Consider the following 17,414-nt stretch of genomic DNA (forward strand, 5'->3'; position numbering starts at 1 on the left):
CAACTATTTTTTCATCGTCTCTTTACACATACTACTTCGCGAGATTTTGAAGCGGCGACTGAAGAGTAATTAGCGACCGTATGATCATTACTCATTTCGCAGTAGATTTTCGGCTGTATTTTGTCAAAATCAATCAGCAACTAAGCTCTGATCCAAATCGATCATGACAGACCTAACAGCGAAGAGATCCTCACCTTGCTCTTTTCATGAGGGTTGAGCTATCTTCTTGCTCTATACCGTAGCTTCCGCCAAAATTTTCTAAGGACACTCAAGCAGCGCTCGATTAAGAATGAATTCAATTTGGCTGTCTTTGCTTGAGAAGATGGTTTTGAAGTACATTGAACACTGCTGTTTGGCTCAGTTCTGACATAGTAATCCGCTTTGGCAGATTTATCCTGAACGCGATTCGCTGAAATCTGCTGATCCGTCCAGATCTCAGCTTCAATCACTCGCCCAGATTGAATCCAGTAATGAGAACGACAAGTGAAATTCCAGTTCCCGATCGACGGAGATAACGAAACCGTCTCCCCGTCAAATGTCATCTTCCAGTCAGTTGGAGTAAAGGGTGTAACCACTTCTTCTCCACAACCACAGCAGCAACAATGAGCCGCAGTGGCATACTTCATAGAGATATATAAGATGCCTACCTGTAAGGTTTTTGGGAATTGCTCGACGAACTCATGTTCAAGAGAGGTGTGCTGCATCATACGAAATCCGCGCTCAGGAGCATATTGCTATCGGTTGTGTAGGTGGAGTGAAGCTCACCCTCTAGATCGCGATAAAATCCTCGGATCTTCTTCCACTTGATCACGGCTAGCATTGCATTCAAGGCGTTCAGATCAGCAACCTGGATATTTGAGGCGTAGATATCATTTTCGCCCCCGCCTTCAAAATTAACTCGCTGTGGGCATTCTGTTTGTTTGCCCGGAATGTGTGCAGTGGTTCGCAGAATTCCTCCAAGCGATCCATCGACTAATTCCAGTCCCATCCCAACATCAATAAACGGAATACCCAGTGCTTCCAACTTCTGAAAGATTTGCCGCTTTGCTGTTCCTTGATCAATGCAGACAAACACAAAGCTTAGCCCTTCTAGTAGATGAAGCGTACTGGAATCGATCGTAACTGCATGAGGAATAATCCTACGGTGCATTTTCGAGTAAATTTTTGCCCAGTAATCGACTTTCAAGGGCGCATCCCGCAATTCATCAATAGACGGCGCACCAGGAGAACGAAAGGCATTGTGCTGAAGAAATCGATCGCCATCGAACAATCGAATCTCCCGTACTGGTGTCTTGGCAGCCGAGTCAAGGATATATGAGCCAGTGCCGCCCAAACCGATAATTCCTAGCGTTTCGTGAGCAAGCCGATCGGTAAGCGCACCGATACCAGCTCGATCCGATGCCGTATCAATGTATACAAACACGCTCTTTTGTCCCTCATCCGGCACGCGAAAGGTTCTTGGATTTGAACCTGGCTTCAACACTGCTGCTGATCCAGAAAGGATAGCAGCATAGGTCGTCATTTTGTGGTAGTAATCTGTGTAACCGCTTTCTGGCTTGCTCGAAAAACTGTGCTTTGCGGTGAGTCCATCTCTCAAATTCAGATCGCCGCTTTGATGGGCAATCTGCTGGATTGGCACCCCCTCAGCCGTGCAGGGAAACTCACCATCGAAGTAAACGACGTGATCTCCACCATACTGAGTAACATCTCCAGCCAGCGTCAAGCTGGAGATTAGCGTTCCAGTTTGCACCTGTCGCTGTGCATTGACGTATGGCACTTCCCGCAAAAGCAGGAATCCCGCATAAATCTCGACGAAATAGCCTTCTTCGCGCAGGCGCTTGAGATCCGGGCTATGACTTATCAGTGCGTGTGACATTGAAGACTGTTCCTTGTTTGACTTTGACAACTCCTCCAGCACCAAGTTCACCTTTGGGTGGTGTAGAGGCAGCTTTGCTGTAGGTAATCGAGAAGACGGAGTTTGGATTGTGCGAACCTGGAAAAGCGAGTTGCACGATTTGCTCGTAGGTCACTTCAGGGCTTGTCACCTTCTGCGATCGCGCATTCACAATGATCTCGATTTCAAGTGTGATTCGAGGCGCAGTGATGAATCGTTCGACTCCTGGAGCCGTTAAGTCGATCACAGCTTCGGGTGCGATCAATTGATCTTCACCCCCACGAACTTCAAGAAATACTGCTTTATCACCGCTAATGTCAGCCAGCTTGTAAAGGTCAGATCCGTTAATTGCGGGTTTGCCCCAGGTGATTTGTCGATCGTCAAGGGTCAATTTGAATTCTCGATCGCACTGGAATGCTACAAATCTCTCAACGCCACGTCCGCGCAAGTCAAAGGTTTCATCCAGACGGATGTCCTCGAAATCGCCAGAAGTCAGGATGGAAAAAAGGCTGTAATCCCCTCTCACATTAATCCCAGCCGCCGCGAGAATTTGCCGACCCAGAGGCACAGGGTCAGTGATTTCAACGGCTCGAAAATTTAGGTTGTTGAGCGCGAACTGAATACGATAACTGCGTGAGTCTTGCCCGGACTCGCTTGAGCTTTGGCAATTAATTTGCTCATCGTCTTTCATTCTTCATTCTCCTTGAAGCCTAGATTAGTTAGTTGGCTCTAAGGTGTTAATCGATACTGCTAGACGAAAGCGGTAAATGATCTCTAAAATTCTTTTGATAGAGATCCGGCTGGGGTTGAACCGCAGATAAAAAAGGCGGGACAGCTTGGACAGGTGTGAGTTGAAGGATTCATCGGAAAACGTCCACTGCTGACAGCGTTGAAAAATTCTCCCAGTTTGTCATTTCTAGTCTGAAGTACTTTATCTGACAATGAAATGCCCTGCACCGTTTGGTCTGCCAGGTAGAGAAATTCGATGGTGGCATCTGGGCAAGCCTGCCGAACCGCGATCGCAAAGGCAGCCGTTCCGAGATCCTTGTCTGTCGATCGCGAATGTCCAGTTTGAATCCGTCTGAACGTCTTTTTCCCATCTGAACTGACCAGAACATCATCAGGTCGAACGGTGATTTCTGCTTTGTCCGCTACCTTGAATTTCAGAATCGACGGTAGTTCCGGCGTATATCCAAAACGTGCTGATTTTAGAAATTGAAGCATTTCAACTGCGAAAGTTTTTAATTCTTCAGCACAGTCATCGTCTTTCAACTCGTTTTCAGTCATTGCTTTCCGCATCCACTGTTCAAGATCTAAATCAGGGTTAGATGTTTTACCTTCAGCGATCAGGATTTGGGTCAATGTCCGTACAATCTCGTGCATTTGCATCAGAGCAGTTTCCTTGCGACGACCCCCAATTTGCATCAGATGTGTATAAAAAAATCGGCGTGGGCAAGACTCATACAATCCAATCTGTGCTGCGTTGAACTGTAGACTGTCCTCAATCTGAAGCGAAATGCTGTCGTTCTCCATCACTTCTAGCAGTGTGCGTATCGGTGTGACATGCTGCCATTTGAGTTTGTCTCCCAGACGCGCTAAAAACGGAGACAACCCCCACTGATGACCATTCGCTTTCTGAGTTGGTGCATAGAGGAACAGACGATCGCGAGTCCGCGAAAGTGCCACATAGAATAAGCATTCTTGTTCAAGTGCCTGCTCAGTGCGAAACATTTCTCGTGCAGTCCCAAGGCTGCCTTCTATCATTCCGTCTGGAGGTGAACAAGCTGGTGGTTGTGGCGTTCTAGGCAGGGTATTCACGTTCAAGCCCGGTAAATGCACCACTGGAAACTCTAATCCTTTCGAGCCGTGAATGGTCATGAGACGGACTGCATCAAGGCTTTGAGCGGCAGCAGGGAGTTGACGTAGATCCCGATCGTCTCCTAGCCTGACCAAACGACGAACCCGATTCAAGAGTCGCGTGATGGGCAATCCCACGCTAGAGGGCTGGCTGCGAATGAAGTTCATCAGTTGCCAAAGTGCGATTCCGCGTGATCGATCGTGAATATCATCTGAGCCAGCAATTTGAGCAGCGATTTTAGTTCGGTCTAGTAACACCGTTGCTAGAACTGTCCAAGGTGAGGACTGTTCATCAAATCCCTCTAGCATCTGGACGATCGCTGTGAGAGCAGTACGACCTGATTCAGACAAATCAGGAATTGTTGCTAATTTATCGAGCCAAATACCTGATTCATCTTCGTGTTGAAGATAATCGATCACTGTTGCAACGTCATCCAGTTGCATTGTGAACTCACTCCAGCAGGCAAGCCGAGCTAAGCCAATCGCACGCCGATCAACCAGTATCGATAGCAGAGCCAAGACATCTTTAATCTCTTGTCGCTCAAAGAGACTCCCCAAGAACAGAACGGGTACGCCTAAACGTTCTAAATCCTGAGCAAGCTTCGAGAGTTTCTCGTTCCCTGTACAGAGTACAGCCTGATCACGGTAGCAATGTCCCTGAGAACGCATTGCTTCGATCGTATCCGCGATCGCGACTGTCTGCTGATCAGCTTGATCAACGGTATAAAGTATCGGTTCATCACCCCCAGAACCTCGTTCGGCTTCTAAGGTAGAGTTAGCATCGCCTACTGTCATCGTTGAAGCAAATTCAGAGAAGGCGCTTACGATCTCGTGAACCGATCGATAGTTTTGTTTTAGCCGACTTCGCTGACCGCCTGGGAAATCCTCCTGTCCAAACCGCGTCATGTTAAATGAGGAGGCTCCTCGGAATCGGTAAATCGATTGTTTCGCATCGCCTACAACCCACAAGTTCTCTCCATGACCGCAAATCGCTTGAAGCAGGCGAACACTACTGCGATTGACATCTTGATATTCGTCAACCAGCACATGATCATATCGATTCGCCAAGTGTTGTCGAACTGCGTCGTTTCCCTCCAATAACTGCACTGGCAGTAAGACTAAATCACCAAAATCGATGTAGCTCTCCTGACGCTTCAAGTTTTCGTATGTCTTATAAACCTGAGCAACTTCGATCGCTTTCTCGGCTGCCTCCTGTACATCAGGTGTTGACGCTTTCTGAAGCATCGCCTCTGCAAGATCGGCATACTTCTCTGGAGTAATGACCTCATCCTTGGCACGCGAAATCGCTGCTAGAATATTTGCAATGTTCTGAATCGGATCGTAAAGATTACGATAGTGCAATAGCTTGAGCCGAGAGAACTCTTTTTCGAGAAGTTCGACAGCAACAGTTCGATCTAGTAACCTTAGATTCTTCGGTAACCCCAACTCAACATGGAAACGTCGAATCAGATCCAGTCCGAAGGCATGAAAAGTTCCAATCCACATTGCACAGGCAGCATCCTTGTTTTTTAGGGCAATCCGTGCAGCCATTTCTCCTGCGGCTTTGTTTGAGAATGTCAGCAAGAGAATTTGGCGTGGATCAACCCCCTCAGCCAGCAAAGCTTCTACACGGGCAGTGAGTGTCTGAGTCTTTCCGGTTCCAGGTCCTGCTTCAAGCAAATAAGCTTCCCCTCGATGCTGTGCTGCTTGAGCTTGCAGTGGATTGAGTGGAAATGCGATCGCTGGAACTTCTGATGCTGGAACGACTGGTGGCAGAAGTAAGGCATCCAGTAGCTGCTGAACGACGACATCAAACGGCGCACCAAACTTTTCTGCAATCTGGGAAGCTGTGAGTCCTGCGTCGATAAATAGAGACCACACCACAGGTCGAGGCAGGAGAAATTCACGAGCGAACAGATCCATCTGAATTTCGCGCCGTTGACGTGGACTATAATCTACAACGCGATCTGCACCAATGGGTGAGGGTTCTGATGATCGTGCTGGTTCAATCTGATAAGCCGAGTTCGCATTAGCATTATCGCCGAGTTCAACATGACCAATTTCGTGCGCGACCAAAAAAGCTTGCTCGAAGGGAGTTCCACTATTTTCGTGTAGGATCAGAGCATCTTTAGGAATAAAAGTCGCTTGTCCACCATCAAGAAGCGGAGTACCGGGATTCGTTGGCTCAACATAGATGTCCCGCCGCTCTGCTTCAACTACTGCAAAACGATAGGGATCTTGAGGATCTTCACCTCTGGCAACAGCTTGGGCATGAAGATCAGCCGCAATTTGACGGGCAAGCTCGATCGCGTCCATTTTAGTTTTCACCTTTCATCAACTGCGATCGGTTTTCTAGCGAAACACCAGCATCAATCAAAATCTGCTCAAAAGCTACCTGGGTTTGAGCTTCAGGTCTGTTATCTGCTTTGTAGCTGCGCTCTAGGTTCGGTGTAGGTGGAAGGCTAAGGGAACTAATGAGAATCTCAACGGTGCTGTCTAAAGCAGTTGCTAGGCGCTCTAGAAACGGAAGTGGGATTGAAGTCGGTTCAATCCGATGCTCACGAAACGCTGTAATCACTTGTTGTGGTACATCAAGAAGCCGAGCAATCTGACGTTTTCTCTCAATTGAAAGATCTTCCAAAGGGTCTGCTGTTGCTTTGGGGGCTGCCTCGACGTGTCGCTGCCATGCCTTGTCGATCGCTGCTTTGTCTTCATCTGTAAGCGGTATTTCGTCCTCGCACACTGGACGAGAGAGTACATACGACAGTTCAATCAGTTCAGCCGTGTATTCTGGATAGTTTTGGAGGTAGCGTTCGAGAGTGTCGTTTCCTAAATTGGGTTCCATTGCGAAGGCATCCAACACATCTTCGCAAGAGAGGTGAGAGTTTCTAGGTGTCATACGTCTTCTCCTTCGTTGAGGGCGGCACGCAGAACAGCATAGGCTTTATTGCGATAGGTTCGGATTGTTTTTTCTGACTTTCCGAGCGTTTTCGAGATCGTACACGCATCTGGATCTTTTGAATCGATTGGAATACCTCGATCAATCATCAGGATAATCTGCCGCTGTTCAGGTGGTAATGAATCAATCGTTTCCCAAAGGCGCGATCGGTAATCGGCATCAGCCCAAGCAGGTGGATTGAAGGGATCAAAACTTCCAGCCGATCGTTCAACCGCGACAGTTGGCTCACCTGTTTCTTCATCGTAGAAAGCAGTTGATCGCTTTTCATCTCTCCAGATCTGCTTCTGAGCATCGAGATACCGCCTCTTCATGACATTCTCAAAACTCACTTCGTAGTAGTCGAGTTTGTCCATATACTCAATTCGATCGTGGGCAAGCAGATTCACAAATTGATCGAAAACTTTCTCTCGAATCTTAATTTCAGTTGAAGAATTTGTCTGACTGCTGCTCTGTATGGAAAAGCAGCGCACCCGTCCAGCTAAACTTTCATAAAGCTGATTAAAGAGAGCATCTGAATTGTCGTCACGGCAAACGCGAACGAAATATACTAAGCATTCGCTTGGAACATAAGCTGGATCAGATCGCGTTGTGATTTTGCACCGCGCGATCAATTCGTGTCGAGGAAGCATCGACAATTTAATGATTTTGGACTCGATCTCAGGTCTACGGACATATCGCTTTCCTTCTAATGTCTGCTTCCTTAATGGTTCTATCAAGGCTTTGTATCCTCACTCCCTTGCAACAACTCTACTCTACGCCTAGCGCTGATGAAGCATAAATTAGTGCTATGAACGCTCTAGATAGTTAAGCAATGAAGTCGATTTTAATACCCGTAATGCGATTGGACTAAGTGCAAAAGAATTTTTAATATTTGCTTAATTCTTGCAATGATATGAAAACTGTTTGAAGTTGCTTTTAATTTCCTAACAAGTCAGTCGCCCAAGCACTGCGATCACCTCCTAAAATACTGCCAGAAGCTAAAGCCCCGGGTAGCTCAACTGCCGACAGATCGAATTCATGCGAACTTTCTAAGAACGAACCCGTCTTGCGTAAGAAGGCACCGCTCAAGTCGCCAATCTCCTATTAAATTGTCCGGCTACGCCATTTTTCCTGATATTGTGCGGTTCTTGGGTGAGACGGTGGAAAGCGATCGCACAAACAATTCACTCAAGCAGCATTTAAATTATTTGCATACTTTTGCAATTGTGCTATTGTCTAATCATGGAAATGAAAGATGCGATTGACGCGCTCTCAGCCTTAGCGCAAGAGACACGGCTATCGCTGTACCGTCTCCTCGTTCGCACCGGACCGAAAGGGTTACCTGCGGGGGAGATTGCGTTACAGCTAGACGTGAATCCTTCTACGGTGTCTCGGCATTTAGCACAGATGGAACGAGCAGGATTGATTCGTTCTTGGCGGGTGCAGCGACAAGTATTTTATGCGATCGACTGGAAAGGCACTGAGGCATTGCTGGCATTTTTGACTGAGAACTGTTGTAAAGCAGACCCCGATGTTTGGTGCGATAAGCAATCTAGCAATTGCCGCAAATAATTTCGAGAGGATAGCTACATGAGTTTTGATCACAAGCCTAGAATTTTGTTTCTTTATGGGTCTTTGCGGGAGCGATCGTACAGTCGCTTATTGGCAGAAGAAGCGGCACGAATCATAGAAGAAATGGGCGCAGAAGTCAGGTTTTTCCATCCTCATGATTTACCGCTCCCCGGCAGTGCTCCCGATACGCATCCGAAAGTGCAGGAATTACGCGAATTAGTGCAGTGGTCAGAAGGGCAAGTGTGGTCGAGTCCAGAAATGCACGGGAATGTGAGTGGACTCTTGAAGATGCAGGTCGATTGGATTCCGCTTAGTATTGGGGCAGTTCGACCGACCCAAGGAAAAACGTTAGCGGTGATGCAAGTCTGTGGGGGATCACAGTCGTTTAATGCGGTCAACACATTGCGGGTTCTAGGTCGTTGGATGCGGATGTTTACGATTCCAAATCAGTCATCTGTGGCGAAAGCGTATCAAGAGTTTGATGAAGATGGCACAATGAAGGACTCACCTTATCGAGATCGCGTGGTCGATGTGATGGAAGAACTCTACAAGTTCACGCTCTTGCTGCGTGACAAAGTGGATCACTTAACCGATCGCTATAGTGAACGCAAAGAAGTAACGGCAAAACAAGCTGCAAGTATTGTGAGTCAATCGATTGGAGTCGCTCAGTAGTTATTCATCGAACGAAAGAGCATGATTGAAGGATTAAGTCATATCACGCTGATTGTTCAAGACTTAGAGCGAATGGCGCACTTTCTAAAGCACATTTTTGAAGCTGAAGAAGTCTATTCGAGCGGCGATCAAACTTTCTCGGTCTCACGCGAGAAGTTCTTCTTAATCAGTGATGTGTGGATTGCCATTATGGAAGGTGATCCATTACTAAGCAGAACTTACAACCATATTGCTTTCAAAGTCTCAGATGCGGAATTTGATAGGTATGTTGATCGAGTTCATGCTCTGAACATTGATCTGCGTGAAGGGCGGAGTCGATTTGCTGAAGAAGGTCGATCGCTTTACTTCTACGACTACGATAATCATTTATTCGAGCTACACACAGGTACATTAGAACAACGCCTTGCGTTTTATCGTCGAAGTGAATGAGTATCACCTCAACTTACCAAAGAAACCGTTCAGAACTAACGTCTTGATCTTTCTGCCTAATCATGCAATTTTGAAGCATCTCTAGCAGTTTAAGTCAGAGTTCACTATGTCGGCAAAAGACGCGAAATCAATGACGGGTTTGTGCCCTTGGTGTGATAGTGAGGTGGTTGCGGTCGGGATCTGCTTAGTAGATGGGCAGGCTTTAGACTCCTGCCCTGCTTGGAGATGTGAGGTTTGCGATACTTATCTTGACTGTTTGGGGTTGCCAATTCTTTTTGATCGAATTGTTTTCGACATTTCAGGCATCCAAAACTGTCGCTTTCCATCGTTGTGAATCGAGTCGATCTCGACATCATTTCAACACTAAATCGCTAGGAGTAAGACTCCAAACACTAAACTACTTACGCCGCCTGCAATCCACCAAAGAGATTGATTTTTCTGCTCTCGATCCCAAGCGGGGGTTCGCTGTGGTTGCTCTCCTTGAGCTTGTAAGCGTTCTGCTTCCTCTGACCATAGATAATCGCGATCGCACAGCACTTCATAGGCTTGCCAGAAAGCTGCTAATCCAGCCGCGATAAAGGCAATACCCAACATCTTATTCATGATCAACAGCTCCAAATTCGAGGATACTCCTCGATTGTGTGTTGGGGCGCTTGATCGGGTAAAAACGGTAAGATTTTTATTAGAAACTTGATAGCCAGCCGTGCATCGTTAATTGAATGCTGCACGGCTTGATTTACATCAGTTGCTTTCATTACGTTTAGTTTCTAGGGGCATACATCATAATTAAAACGCCTAGTAATACGATCCAACCTCCTAGAAGATCAAATTTATCGGGTTTGATTTGATCGACTAACCAACCCCATAAGATAGAGATCACGACGAAAACACCGCCATAAGCTGCGTAAGCGCGTCCAAAATTAGTCGGTTGTAGTGTTGGCACAGCACCATAGAGACCAAGTAATACAACTCCAATCACAGCAAACCAAACACTCTTTCCCTCTCGCAACGAGAGCCAGACCAAATAACCGCCGCCAAGCTCAAAGAGTCCAGCCAGAACGAAAAACAGCATGGATTGAATCACTTGTATATCCTTTTGCTTTACTCCCAGAATTATCCCGCGTTAGGATTGTAAGTTGAGCATTCATCAGCAATACAGGACGAACCGTAATTCTCTTTGTCATCAAACCCAAACACCAATTACGATACTCCTACAATTTTGTATTAAGGCGAGTGATTGGGGAGAAACTGTAAGACTGTTACTAGAATTTGAACCGACGACTACGGGTGAAGGCAATGGTCGTGAATTTAGAGGTGGGATTTCTGATAATGCCAACATATGTACGGTTGGAATAACCCCTGCTCATTTTCATTCGCTTCTCAAAACAGCTAGCCTTGCTGATTACCGCAAATATCGTCTCGCTCAATCAGTTGGCAAATCTTGCCGCCACAACTATCTTCGATAGATGCAGCCGAAGGTTTAGACAAGACTGATTCAATTCGCTCATATCGCTGGGCTAGTTCCTGGCGCAATACTAACATCTCCTGAATATGCTGATCTAATTCATCAAGGTGCTGCTTCACCATCGTCTTGAGGTCTGCACAAGGGGCAGCACCCTCCGTTCTAATTTTAATCAGTCGCTTAATTTCGTCGAGAGAAAGCCCAAAACGCTTGGCTTGCTGGATAAACCGTAAACGGTGTTCAGCCTCGGATGAATAAATTCGATACTGGGATGCTGTTCGCCTGGGTGGATCAAGTAACCCCAGGCGTTCATAATACCGAACTGTTTGAGCAGGAAGATCCACTCGACGGCTCAATTCGCCAATTAGTAAGTCTTCTTTCACAGCCTAAGTCTCCTTGACCGGGAAAGATTCACTGCTCTCCCGGTTCACGTTTTATCCTTGCCCGATTCCAGCCGCAATTAATGATTCACGAGAAATCGGCTGCTGATTTCGGCAGCATTCTGCTAGTTTGCCATTAACAACTACAGCAGGAACCCGATGAATGCCATACTGCTTTACTTTCTTCTGGCTCTCATTTGTAGCTTGTTCCTCGCGCAGATCCCATACCTGCACCTCACAATTAGAGCAGGCTAGCTCCCGCACGAGTTTGACCATCTCATCACATAGCGGACAGCCAGCCGTAAAAACTTCAACTACTTGCTTGGACATATCTAATCTCCTGAACGCTAAGTCCAGGCTAAACCTTATACCCAACTGCAAGGTCAAGGGATAGCCATCAGTTTTTACAAACAGAAACATTTAACAGGGCAATCGCCGACATGACTTGGCGTAAATTAATTTGTCTAAGGCTTTATTTGCTCCTTTAACTCGCTCCCGCTAAATTTTGCAGAAACAGAGTTTGAGCTTCTCGCAACTTGACATCAGGATTGTTCGAGTGAATGAGTTGCATCGCGTCATCGTAGGAAGAACCGCTACTGATCAAATAAGCAGCTAGCATCGTTGCCGTTCGCCGTTTGCCATTTGTGCAGTGAATCGCGATCGCACTTTGATTAGATTGATCAACAAACTCTTGTAGTTTCTGAACTTGTTCTAAAGTGGGTGCAGTGCCACCTTTCATGGGCAACCACAGATAAGGAATGTTTGACTGTTGATATAAATCTAGATTAGTCGGATCATCCATTACAGACACGATCGCTCCAATTCCCGCTGCTTGTAATTCTGGTAATTCTTCTGCGGTTGGCTTACGAACGCCTGCCAACTTTTTCGGAATCACCCACCAAAGATTTTCTGTAATTGGTTGTGCTGTTGATTGTTCCATAGAACTGGCTCATGAGTGAGAAGGTGAATGGATAACGAATGGAACAATGTTTAGATTGAGAAGCTATCGATAGTTACGATCGGGGAAAACACAGCGGGGATCAGGCAGGGTCGCTTTTTCAGGCTGGCGCGGAAACCAAAAGGCAGTGCGTTTACACACTTCAACCAGCATCAGCATGACTGGAACTTCAATTAACACCCCAACAACGGTTGCTAATGCGGCTCCAGAATTTAAGCCAAATAAAACGACAGCCGTTGCGATCGCAACTTCAAAATGATTGCTTGCCCCAATTAACGCAGCGGGAGCCGCATCCTCGTAAGGCAATCGAAGTTTCAGAGCAGCAACATATGAAATCAAAAAAATGAAATTGGTCTGCAAAAAGAGTGGTACTGCAATCAGCAAGATATGCAGGGGATTACTGACAATCAGTTCGCCTTTGAACGCAAATAGCAGAACCAATGTGATGAGTAGGGCTGAAATTGCGATCGGGTTCAGGTACTTGAGAAACTTCTGCTCAAACCAAGCTCGCCCTTTGTGCTTCAAAATCCAATGGCGTGAATAAATTCCGGCAATTAGCGGTAAGCCAACATAAATGGCAACAGAAAGCGCGATCGTTTCCCAAGGAACGGCTAAATCATTTGCTGCTAATAACCACCGCCCCAAAGGGGCATACAGAAACAGCATCGCAAGCGAATTTACCGCAACCATCACTAGGGTATGACCTTGATTGCCATAGGATAAGTAACCCCACATCAGCACCATTGCAGTACAAGGCGCAATGCCTAACAGAATGGTTCCAGCAATGTAAGAATTCGCTAACGTCACTTCGCTGCCTCTGATCACTTCAGTCCCAGTGATCAGAGGGCGAAACAATCCCCCTAAAAACCCTTGAGCAAAAGCAACCATCGTAAACGGTTTAATTAGCCAATTTACAATCAGGGTTAAAATCACAGGGGTCGGAGCGCGAACGGCTTGCTTGGCTTGTGAGAAGTCGATCTTCACCATGATCGGATACATCATGAAAAACAAGCAAACGGCGATCGGAATTGACACCTGATAAACGCTCATGGCATCCAGTGCGGTTGCAATTCCCGGAAATAGTCTTCCTAGCACAATGCCGATTCCAATGCACAAAAAGACCCAAAGGGTTAGATATTTCTCAAAGAAGCTCAATGCACTGCCAGCTTGTACTGGTGCGGTATTCGTCGATCGAGGATTGAGGCTCATTGCATTAATCTCCGTCTTTCGTTTTCCAAGCGATCGCTTTACTCGGTTGTGGGGTTGGTAATTTGAGAGAAATCAATGCAGCAGCTAAAACAAACGCTGCCGAAGTCCACAAGCAACCGATCAGCCCAAAGCTTTGATAGATTAGCCCTGATAAAACGGTTCCTGCCAATCGTCCCCCAGAGTTCGCCATATAGTAAAACCCAACGTTCAGCGCTACTTTGTCATCATCGGTGTATGCCAGAACCAAGTAAGAATGAACGGCTGAATTGAAGGCAAAAACCACACCAAAAATCATTAAGCCACCGACAATCGCATAGTTTGGATTCACTCCAGCCGCAAGCGCGATTGCAATCAAGACAGGCACGATCGTTAAGGTAAATGTCCAAAACCGAATCGTGCTAGTAGAGGGCGGACGACCTGATCCAAAGCGTTTAATCAAGGTTGGTGCAGAAGATTGAATGATGCCATAGCCAATCACCCACAGTGCCATAAATCCGCCCACTTGATAGAATGACCAGCCGAGCGGTCCGCGTAGGAATACAGGTAAGCCCACCACAAACCAAACATCACGAGAACCAAACAGAAAGAATCGTGCAGCAGAAAGAATGTTGATTTCGCGACTCTTAGAAAAGAGCTGCGTGAACTTCACCTTGCCCTTGATTTTGCCCATGCCACTCGGCAGCAATAATCCGGTAAACATCAACGCGAACAGTCCACCTGCCATCAGCCAGAGCGAATGCACAAAGCCGATCGAAGCCAGCAATGCAGCTCCTAAGAAAAACCCTGCCCCTTTCAGCGCATTTTTCGATCCCGTAAGAATTGCAACCCATTTGAAGAGCGAGGATTGCGCGTCCTGCGGCACGACTAATCGAATTGCACTTTTGGAACTGAGTTTCGTCAAATCTTTCGCAATTCCAGAAAATGCCTGAGACACCATGACGTAGGCGACCGCAAGCCACTGCGCCCAATTGCGATCGAGAAACGACAACATGATCAGCGCGAAGATTTGCAGTCCAATCCCGGTGTAAAGCGTCGCTTTTAGACCGAGCCGGGAGCCAATCCAACCACCAAGGAAATTCGTGACAACGCCAAACACTTCGTAAAACAAGAATAGGAATGCAACTTGTAAAGGGGAGTAACCAATTTCATAGAAGTAGAGCAGCACCAACAGCCTAAGCGCGCCGTCGGTAATCGTAAAGCCCCAATAAGCAAGCGTTACGAGAATATAGTTTTTGAGATTGGCACTAGATGCGGTTGTAGAGGGCATAGGATTAGTTCAGACTCAGTGCAACTTTTTGAGCGAGTTCAACCATACGATTTGAGTAGCCCCATTCGTTGTCATACCAAGCTAGAATTTTCACCTGTGTTTGATCGACAACCATCGTGGAAAGGGCATCAATGATCGAGGAGCGGGGATCGTCTTTGTAATCGATCGAAACCAAGGGACGTTCTTCATAGCCCAGTATGCCTTTCAGTTCACCCTCGGAAGCTGCTTTTAGCAATTGATTGACTTCCTCAACAGTGGTCGATCGCGCCACCTCAAACACACAGTCAGTGAGTGAAGCATTAAGTAACGGCACTCGGACAGCTAACCCATTGAGCTTGCCATTGAGTTCTGGGTAAATGAGTCCGATCGCAGTTGCTGATCCGGTGGTGGTTGGAATCAGAGATAAACTGGTGGCTCTCGCTCGACGGAGATCTTTATGAGGTGCATCGACGATCGTTTGAGTGTTGGTATTGTCGTGAATCGTCGTAATGATCCCGTGCTTGATGCCTAATCCCTCGTGAATTACTTTGACCACGGGAGCAAGACAATTGGTGGTGCAGGATGCAGCAGTGAGCAGATGATGCTCGCCAGGCTGATAAAGATTGTCATTGATGCCCATGACGATGTTAAGTGCGCCTTGCTTGACGGGAGCCGCGACAATCACCTTTTTCACACCGCGCTTGAAGTAGGGATCAAGCGTTTCAGTGGTACGAAACTTGCCTGAACATTCCAGCACGATATCAACGCCGTAATCTTCCCAGGGCACGTCACCTGGCTTAGCATATTCGCTGAAGGTCACGGGTTTTCCATCAATGAGAATACGATCGCTCCCCGCTTCAACTTCTGGTGTCCACCGTCCATGCACCGAATCGAACTTCAGCAGATGAGCGGCAGTTTCCGCCCCGCCTTTAACTTCATTAATGTGAACAAACTCGAACTCCGACCAGCCCCAAGCAGCGCGGAAATCGAGCCGCCCAATTCGACCGAAACCATTGATCCCAACCCGTACAGTCATGTGCTTCACCTTGAGAAGTCGTCTCCTTATTTCAATTTAATTTAGAATAATGCTAGAAGAAGCACTTTGCAATACAGCACTAAAACAAGCTTATAGAAAATTGCATCTAAAAAACTTGTTTTGACCTCACCGCATCTGTGACGCTCGCACAAACCGCGATTCTGCTAAATGCAGCCCCTAAAACACAGCTTGCTTGCGAAGTAATTCGCTAATGGTCAAATCAGGCTGAGGAACACCGTCAAATACTGTTCCCACCTTGCCTTGATAAAAATGCAGGTTCGTCAATCGATAACCTTCATCTGGTAGCGGAATGTACCCGACCTGTGTGACGAGCCGTTTAGCATTATCGAGATAGTATGTCACAAACGCTTGCAGTTCCGGTTTACGCTGTGCAGCAGTAATGTTGACGTAAATAAATAGGGGACGAGAGAACGGGCGATACTGCGCTTTCTCAACCGTTTCTCGCGAGGGTAAAACTGCACCACGACCATCGCCATAATCCACAGCGAGGGCTTTTAGCTCATTCTGCTTAGCTTCATAGTACGAAAGCCCAAAGTAGCCTAAAGCATTGGGGTCTTTCTGCACACCTGCCACTAACTCATTGTCATCTTCGCTAGCGGTGTAATCCGTCCGGCTCTCATTTGGCTTTCCGGTTGTGACCTCATTGAAATAGTTGAATGTTCCAGACTCTTTGCCTGCGCCATAGAGTTTGAGCGGTTGGTTTGGATAGGAGGCGCGAACCTGATTCCAATTTGTAATTTTGCCTTGAGCAGCAGGTTCCCAAATCTTCTTCAGTTCCGCAACCGTAATATCTTTTGCCCAAGTGTTTTGTGGATTGACGACCAGTGTGAGGGCATCGAATGCGATCGGTAACTCATAAAACCGCACACCCGCTTTTCCGCACATCTCTATTTCTTCTTTGAGGATCGGGCGAGACGCATTGTTGATGTCGGTTTCGCCTGCACAGAACTTTTTGAAGCCGCCGCTTGTACCGGAAAATTGAACGTCGATCGTACCTGCTTTGTTGCCCTTTTCCTTGCGGTACTCTTTCGCAACTAAATCTGAAATTGGATAAACCGTACTCGATCCATCGACCTTAATACCAGAATGAGTTGGTATAACTGGATTCGGCACGTCTGCTCTTACAGGAGTGGAAGACTGGGATTGATTAGAATCGGTTGCCTGATTCGAAGAAGTACAGCCAACTAACCCAAAAGTCATTACAAATCCAGCGCCCAGCAGAAACTTGAAGAGAGTTGAGGTCTGCATTGCCATAGTGAAGCTCACTTATGCTTCAGGAGTAACATCTCAATCATTTCAAATAAAATTGATTTGATCAAGTGTTCTGCAAGACACTCTGCTTAAGAATTGTAAAAAACTTGATGAATTACTCCGAGTCGCGACAGCTTCGAGCAGGCAGAATTGGGCTGAAGCGGCGAAACTCAGCAAGATATTGTTCGAGAACAACGAACTGTGGCAGATTCAAACTGTAATAAATCCAACGCCCTTCTTGCCGTGATCTAACTAATTGAGCCTCTTTCAGCGTTTTGAGATGAAAAGAGAGCTTCGATTGAGTCACGTTTAGAACTTCACACAAATCACAGACGCAAAGTTCACGATCGCGCAACAAATCCAGCACTTGAACGCGCAATTGATCAGAGAGTGCATGAAAGCCCAAAACAACTAAATTTGATGAGACTTCGGCAGCTTTAGTCATCAACTTTTCTCAAAATGGCGACTAGGGTAGTGACTTCCAGTTTA

General features: G+C 46.7%; 20 protein-coding genes. 3 read left to right on the forward strand and 17 right to left on the reverse strand.

The annotated features are described in order from the left end of the window. Positions 1 to 218: 218 nt before the first annotated feature. From LEPBO_RS39460 to LEPBO_RS43205, 7 genes are all read right to left on the reverse strand, one after another. Positions 219 to 707: a DUF6527 family protein gene (locus LEPBO_RS39460; protein WP_017292150.1), complete on the reverse strand. Its 489-nt coding sequence runs from the start codon at positions 705 to 707 to the stop codon at positions 219 to 221. Further along, on the reverse strand, positions 704 to 1,876 hold the full coding sequence (locus tag LEPBO_RS0134475) for a ThiF family adenylyltransferase (RefSeq protein ID WP_017292151.1): 1,173 nt from the start codon (positions 1,874 to 1,876) through the stop codon (positions 704 to 706). The genes LEPBO_RS39460 and LEPBO_RS0134475 overlap by 4 nt, the downstream gene beginning before the upstream one ends. Further along, positions 1,851 to 2,585: a multiubiquitin domain-containing protein gene (locus LEPBO_RS0134480; protein ID WP_017292152.1), complete on the reverse strand. Its 735-nt coding sequence runs from the start codon at positions 2,583 to 2,585 to the stop codon at positions 1,851 to 1,853. The genes LEPBO_RS0134475 and LEPBO_RS0134480 overlap by 26 nt, the downstream gene beginning before the upstream one ends. An 83-nt stretch (positions 2,586 to 2,668) precedes the next feature. Beyond that, positions 2,669 to 6,079 carry a UvrD-helicase domain-containing protein gene (locus tag LEPBO_RS0134485; RefSeq protein ID WP_199326375.1) on the reverse strand — a complete coding sequence of 1,137 codons (3,411 nt, stop codon included), beginning with the start codon at positions 6,077 to 6,079 and terminating at the stop codon, positions 2,669 to 2,671. Further along, on the reverse strand, positions 6,069 to 6,650 hold the full coding sequence (locus LEPBO_RS0134490) for a hypothetical protein (RefSeq protein WP_017292154.1): 582 nt from the start codon (positions 6,648 to 6,650) through the stop codon (positions 6,069 to 6,071). Before LEPBO_RS0134490 ends, LEPBO_RS0134485 begins: the two co-directional genes overlap by 11 nt. Further along, positions 6,647 to 7,426, reverse strand: a complete 780-nt coding sequence (locus LEPBO_RS39465) for an RNA polymerase sigma factor (RefSeq protein WP_036047176.1) — start codon at positions 7,424 to 7,426, stop codon at positions 6,647 to 6,649. Before LEPBO_RS39465 ends, LEPBO_RS0134490 begins: the two co-directional genes overlap by 4 nt. A gap of 199 nt (positions 7,427 to 7,625) precedes the next feature. Next, positions 7,626 to 7,778 carry a hypothetical protein gene (locus LEPBO_RS43205; protein ID WP_017292156.1) on the reverse strand — a complete coding sequence of 51 codons (153 nt, stop codon included), beginning with the start codon at positions 7,776 to 7,778 and terminating at the stop codon, positions 7,626 to 7,628. A gap of 159 nt (positions 7,779 to 7,937) precedes the next feature. On the opposite strand from LEPBO_RS43205, the gene LEPBO_RS0134505 reads away from it, so the two are divergent. Genes LEPBO_RS0134505 through fosX form a run of 3 tightly spaced genes read left to right on the forward strand, consistent with a single transcriptional unit; the run spans position 7,938 to position 9,362 of the window. Then, a complete protein-coding gene (locus tag LEPBO_RS0134505; RefSeq protein ID WP_242049427.1) occupies positions 7,938 to 8,261 on the forward strand; it encodes an ArsR/SmtB family transcription factor in 324 nt (107 codons plus the stop codon). A gap of 18 nt (positions 8,262 to 8,279) precedes the next feature. Next, on the forward strand, positions 8,280 to 8,933 hold the full coding sequence (gene arsH / locus LEPBO_RS0134510) for an arsenical resistance protein ArsH (protein ID WP_017292158.1): 654 nt from the start codon (positions 8,280 to 8,282) through the stop codon (positions 8,931 to 8,933). Positions 8,934 to 8,954: 21 nt separating this feature from the next. Then, positions 8,955 to 9,362, forward strand: coding sequence for a FosX/FosE/FosI family fosfomycin resistance hydrolase (gene fosX, locus LEPBO_RS0134515; protein ID WP_017292159.1), 408 nt, complete (start codon positions 8,955 to 8,957; stop codon positions 9,360 to 9,362). A 363-nt stretch (positions 9,363 to 9,725) separates the two neighbouring features. Here the strand turns inward: fosX and LEPBO_RS0134520 are convergent, their stop codons facing one another. From LEPBO_RS0134520 to LEPBO_RS0134570, 10 genes are all read right to left on the reverse strand, one after another. Beyond that, positions 9,726 to 9,965 (reverse strand): DUF3185 family protein, encoded by a 240-nt coding sequence (locus LEPBO_RS0134520; protein ID WP_026149140.1) that lies wholly within the window; start codon positions 9,963 to 9,965, stop codon positions 9,726 to 9,728. 157 nt (positions 9,966 to 10,122) lie between these two features. Next, on the reverse strand, positions 10,123 to 10,446 hold the full coding sequence (locus tag LEPBO_RS0134530) for a YnfA family protein (RefSeq protein WP_202806933.1): 324 nt from the start codon (positions 10,444 to 10,446) through the stop codon (positions 10,123 to 10,125). Between the two features lie 305 nt (positions 10,447 to 10,751). Then, the gene (locus LEPBO_RS0134535) at positions 10,752 to 11,207 is read right to left on the reverse strand and encodes a heavy metal-responsive transcriptional regulator (RefSeq protein ID WP_017292163.1); all 456 of its coding nucleotides are present in this window, start codon (positions 11,205 to 11,207) and stop codon (positions 10,752 to 10,754) included. A 51-nt stretch (positions 11,208 to 11,258) separates the two neighbouring features. Continuing rightward, positions 11,259 to 11,534, reverse strand: coding sequence for a thioredoxin family protein (locus tag LEPBO_RS0134540; protein WP_026149141.1), 276 nt, complete (start codon positions 11,532 to 11,534; stop codon positions 11,259 to 11,261). Between the two features lie 154 nt (positions 11,535 to 11,688). Continuing rightward, the gene (locus tag LEPBO_RS0134545; protein ID WP_017292165.1) at positions 11,689 to 12,144 is read right to left on the reverse strand and encodes a phosphatase domain-containing putative toxin; all 456 of its coding nucleotides are present in this window, start codon (positions 12,142 to 12,144) and stop codon (positions 11,689 to 11,691) included. A 63-nt stretch (positions 12,145 to 12,207) separates the two neighbouring features. Continuing rightward, the gene (arsB, locus tag LEPBO_RS0134550) at positions 12,208 to 13,371 is read right to left on the reverse strand and encodes an ACR3 family arsenite efflux transporter (RefSeq protein ID WP_017292166.1); all 1,164 of its coding nucleotides are present in this window, start codon (positions 13,369 to 13,371) and stop codon (positions 12,208 to 12,210) included. Positions 13,372 to 13,375: 4 nt separating this feature from the next. After that, a complete protein-coding gene (gene arsJ / locus LEPBO_RS0134555) occupies positions 13,376 to 14,638 on the reverse strand; it encodes an organoarsenical effux MFS transporter ArsJ (RefSeq protein ID WP_017292167.1) in 1,263 nt (420 codons plus the stop codon). Positions 14,639 to 14,642: 4 nt separating this feature from the next. Further along, positions 14,643 to 15,653, reverse strand: a complete 1,011-nt coding sequence (locus LEPBO_RS0134560; RefSeq protein WP_017292168.1) for an ArsJ-associated glyceraldehyde-3-phosphate dehydrogenase — start codon at positions 15,651 to 15,653, stop codon at positions 14,643 to 14,645. 177 nt (positions 15,654 to 15,830) lie between these two features. After that, positions 15,831 to 16,928 carry a PstS family phosphate ABC transporter substrate-binding protein gene (locus LEPBO_RS0134565; protein ID WP_017292169.1) on the reverse strand — a complete coding sequence of 366 codons (1,098 nt, stop codon included), beginning with the start codon at positions 16,926 to 16,928 and terminating at the stop codon, positions 15,831 to 15,833. A 112-nt stretch (positions 16,929 to 17,040) separates the two neighbouring features. Next, complete coding sequence (locus tag LEPBO_RS0134570) at positions 17,041 to 17,370, reverse strand: ArsR/SmtB family transcription factor (RefSeq protein ID WP_017292170.1); 330 nt, start codon at positions 17,368 to 17,370, stop codon at positions 17,041 to 17,043. Positions 17,371 to 17,414: the final 44 nt, after the last annotated feature.

Origin of the sequence: Leptolyngbya boryana PCC 6306 (assembly GCF_000353285.1) — a bacterium.
Taxonomy (GTDB): Bacteria; Cyanobacteriota; Cyanobacteriia; order Leptolyngbyales; family Leptolyngbyaceae; genus Leptolyngbya; species Leptolyngbya boryana.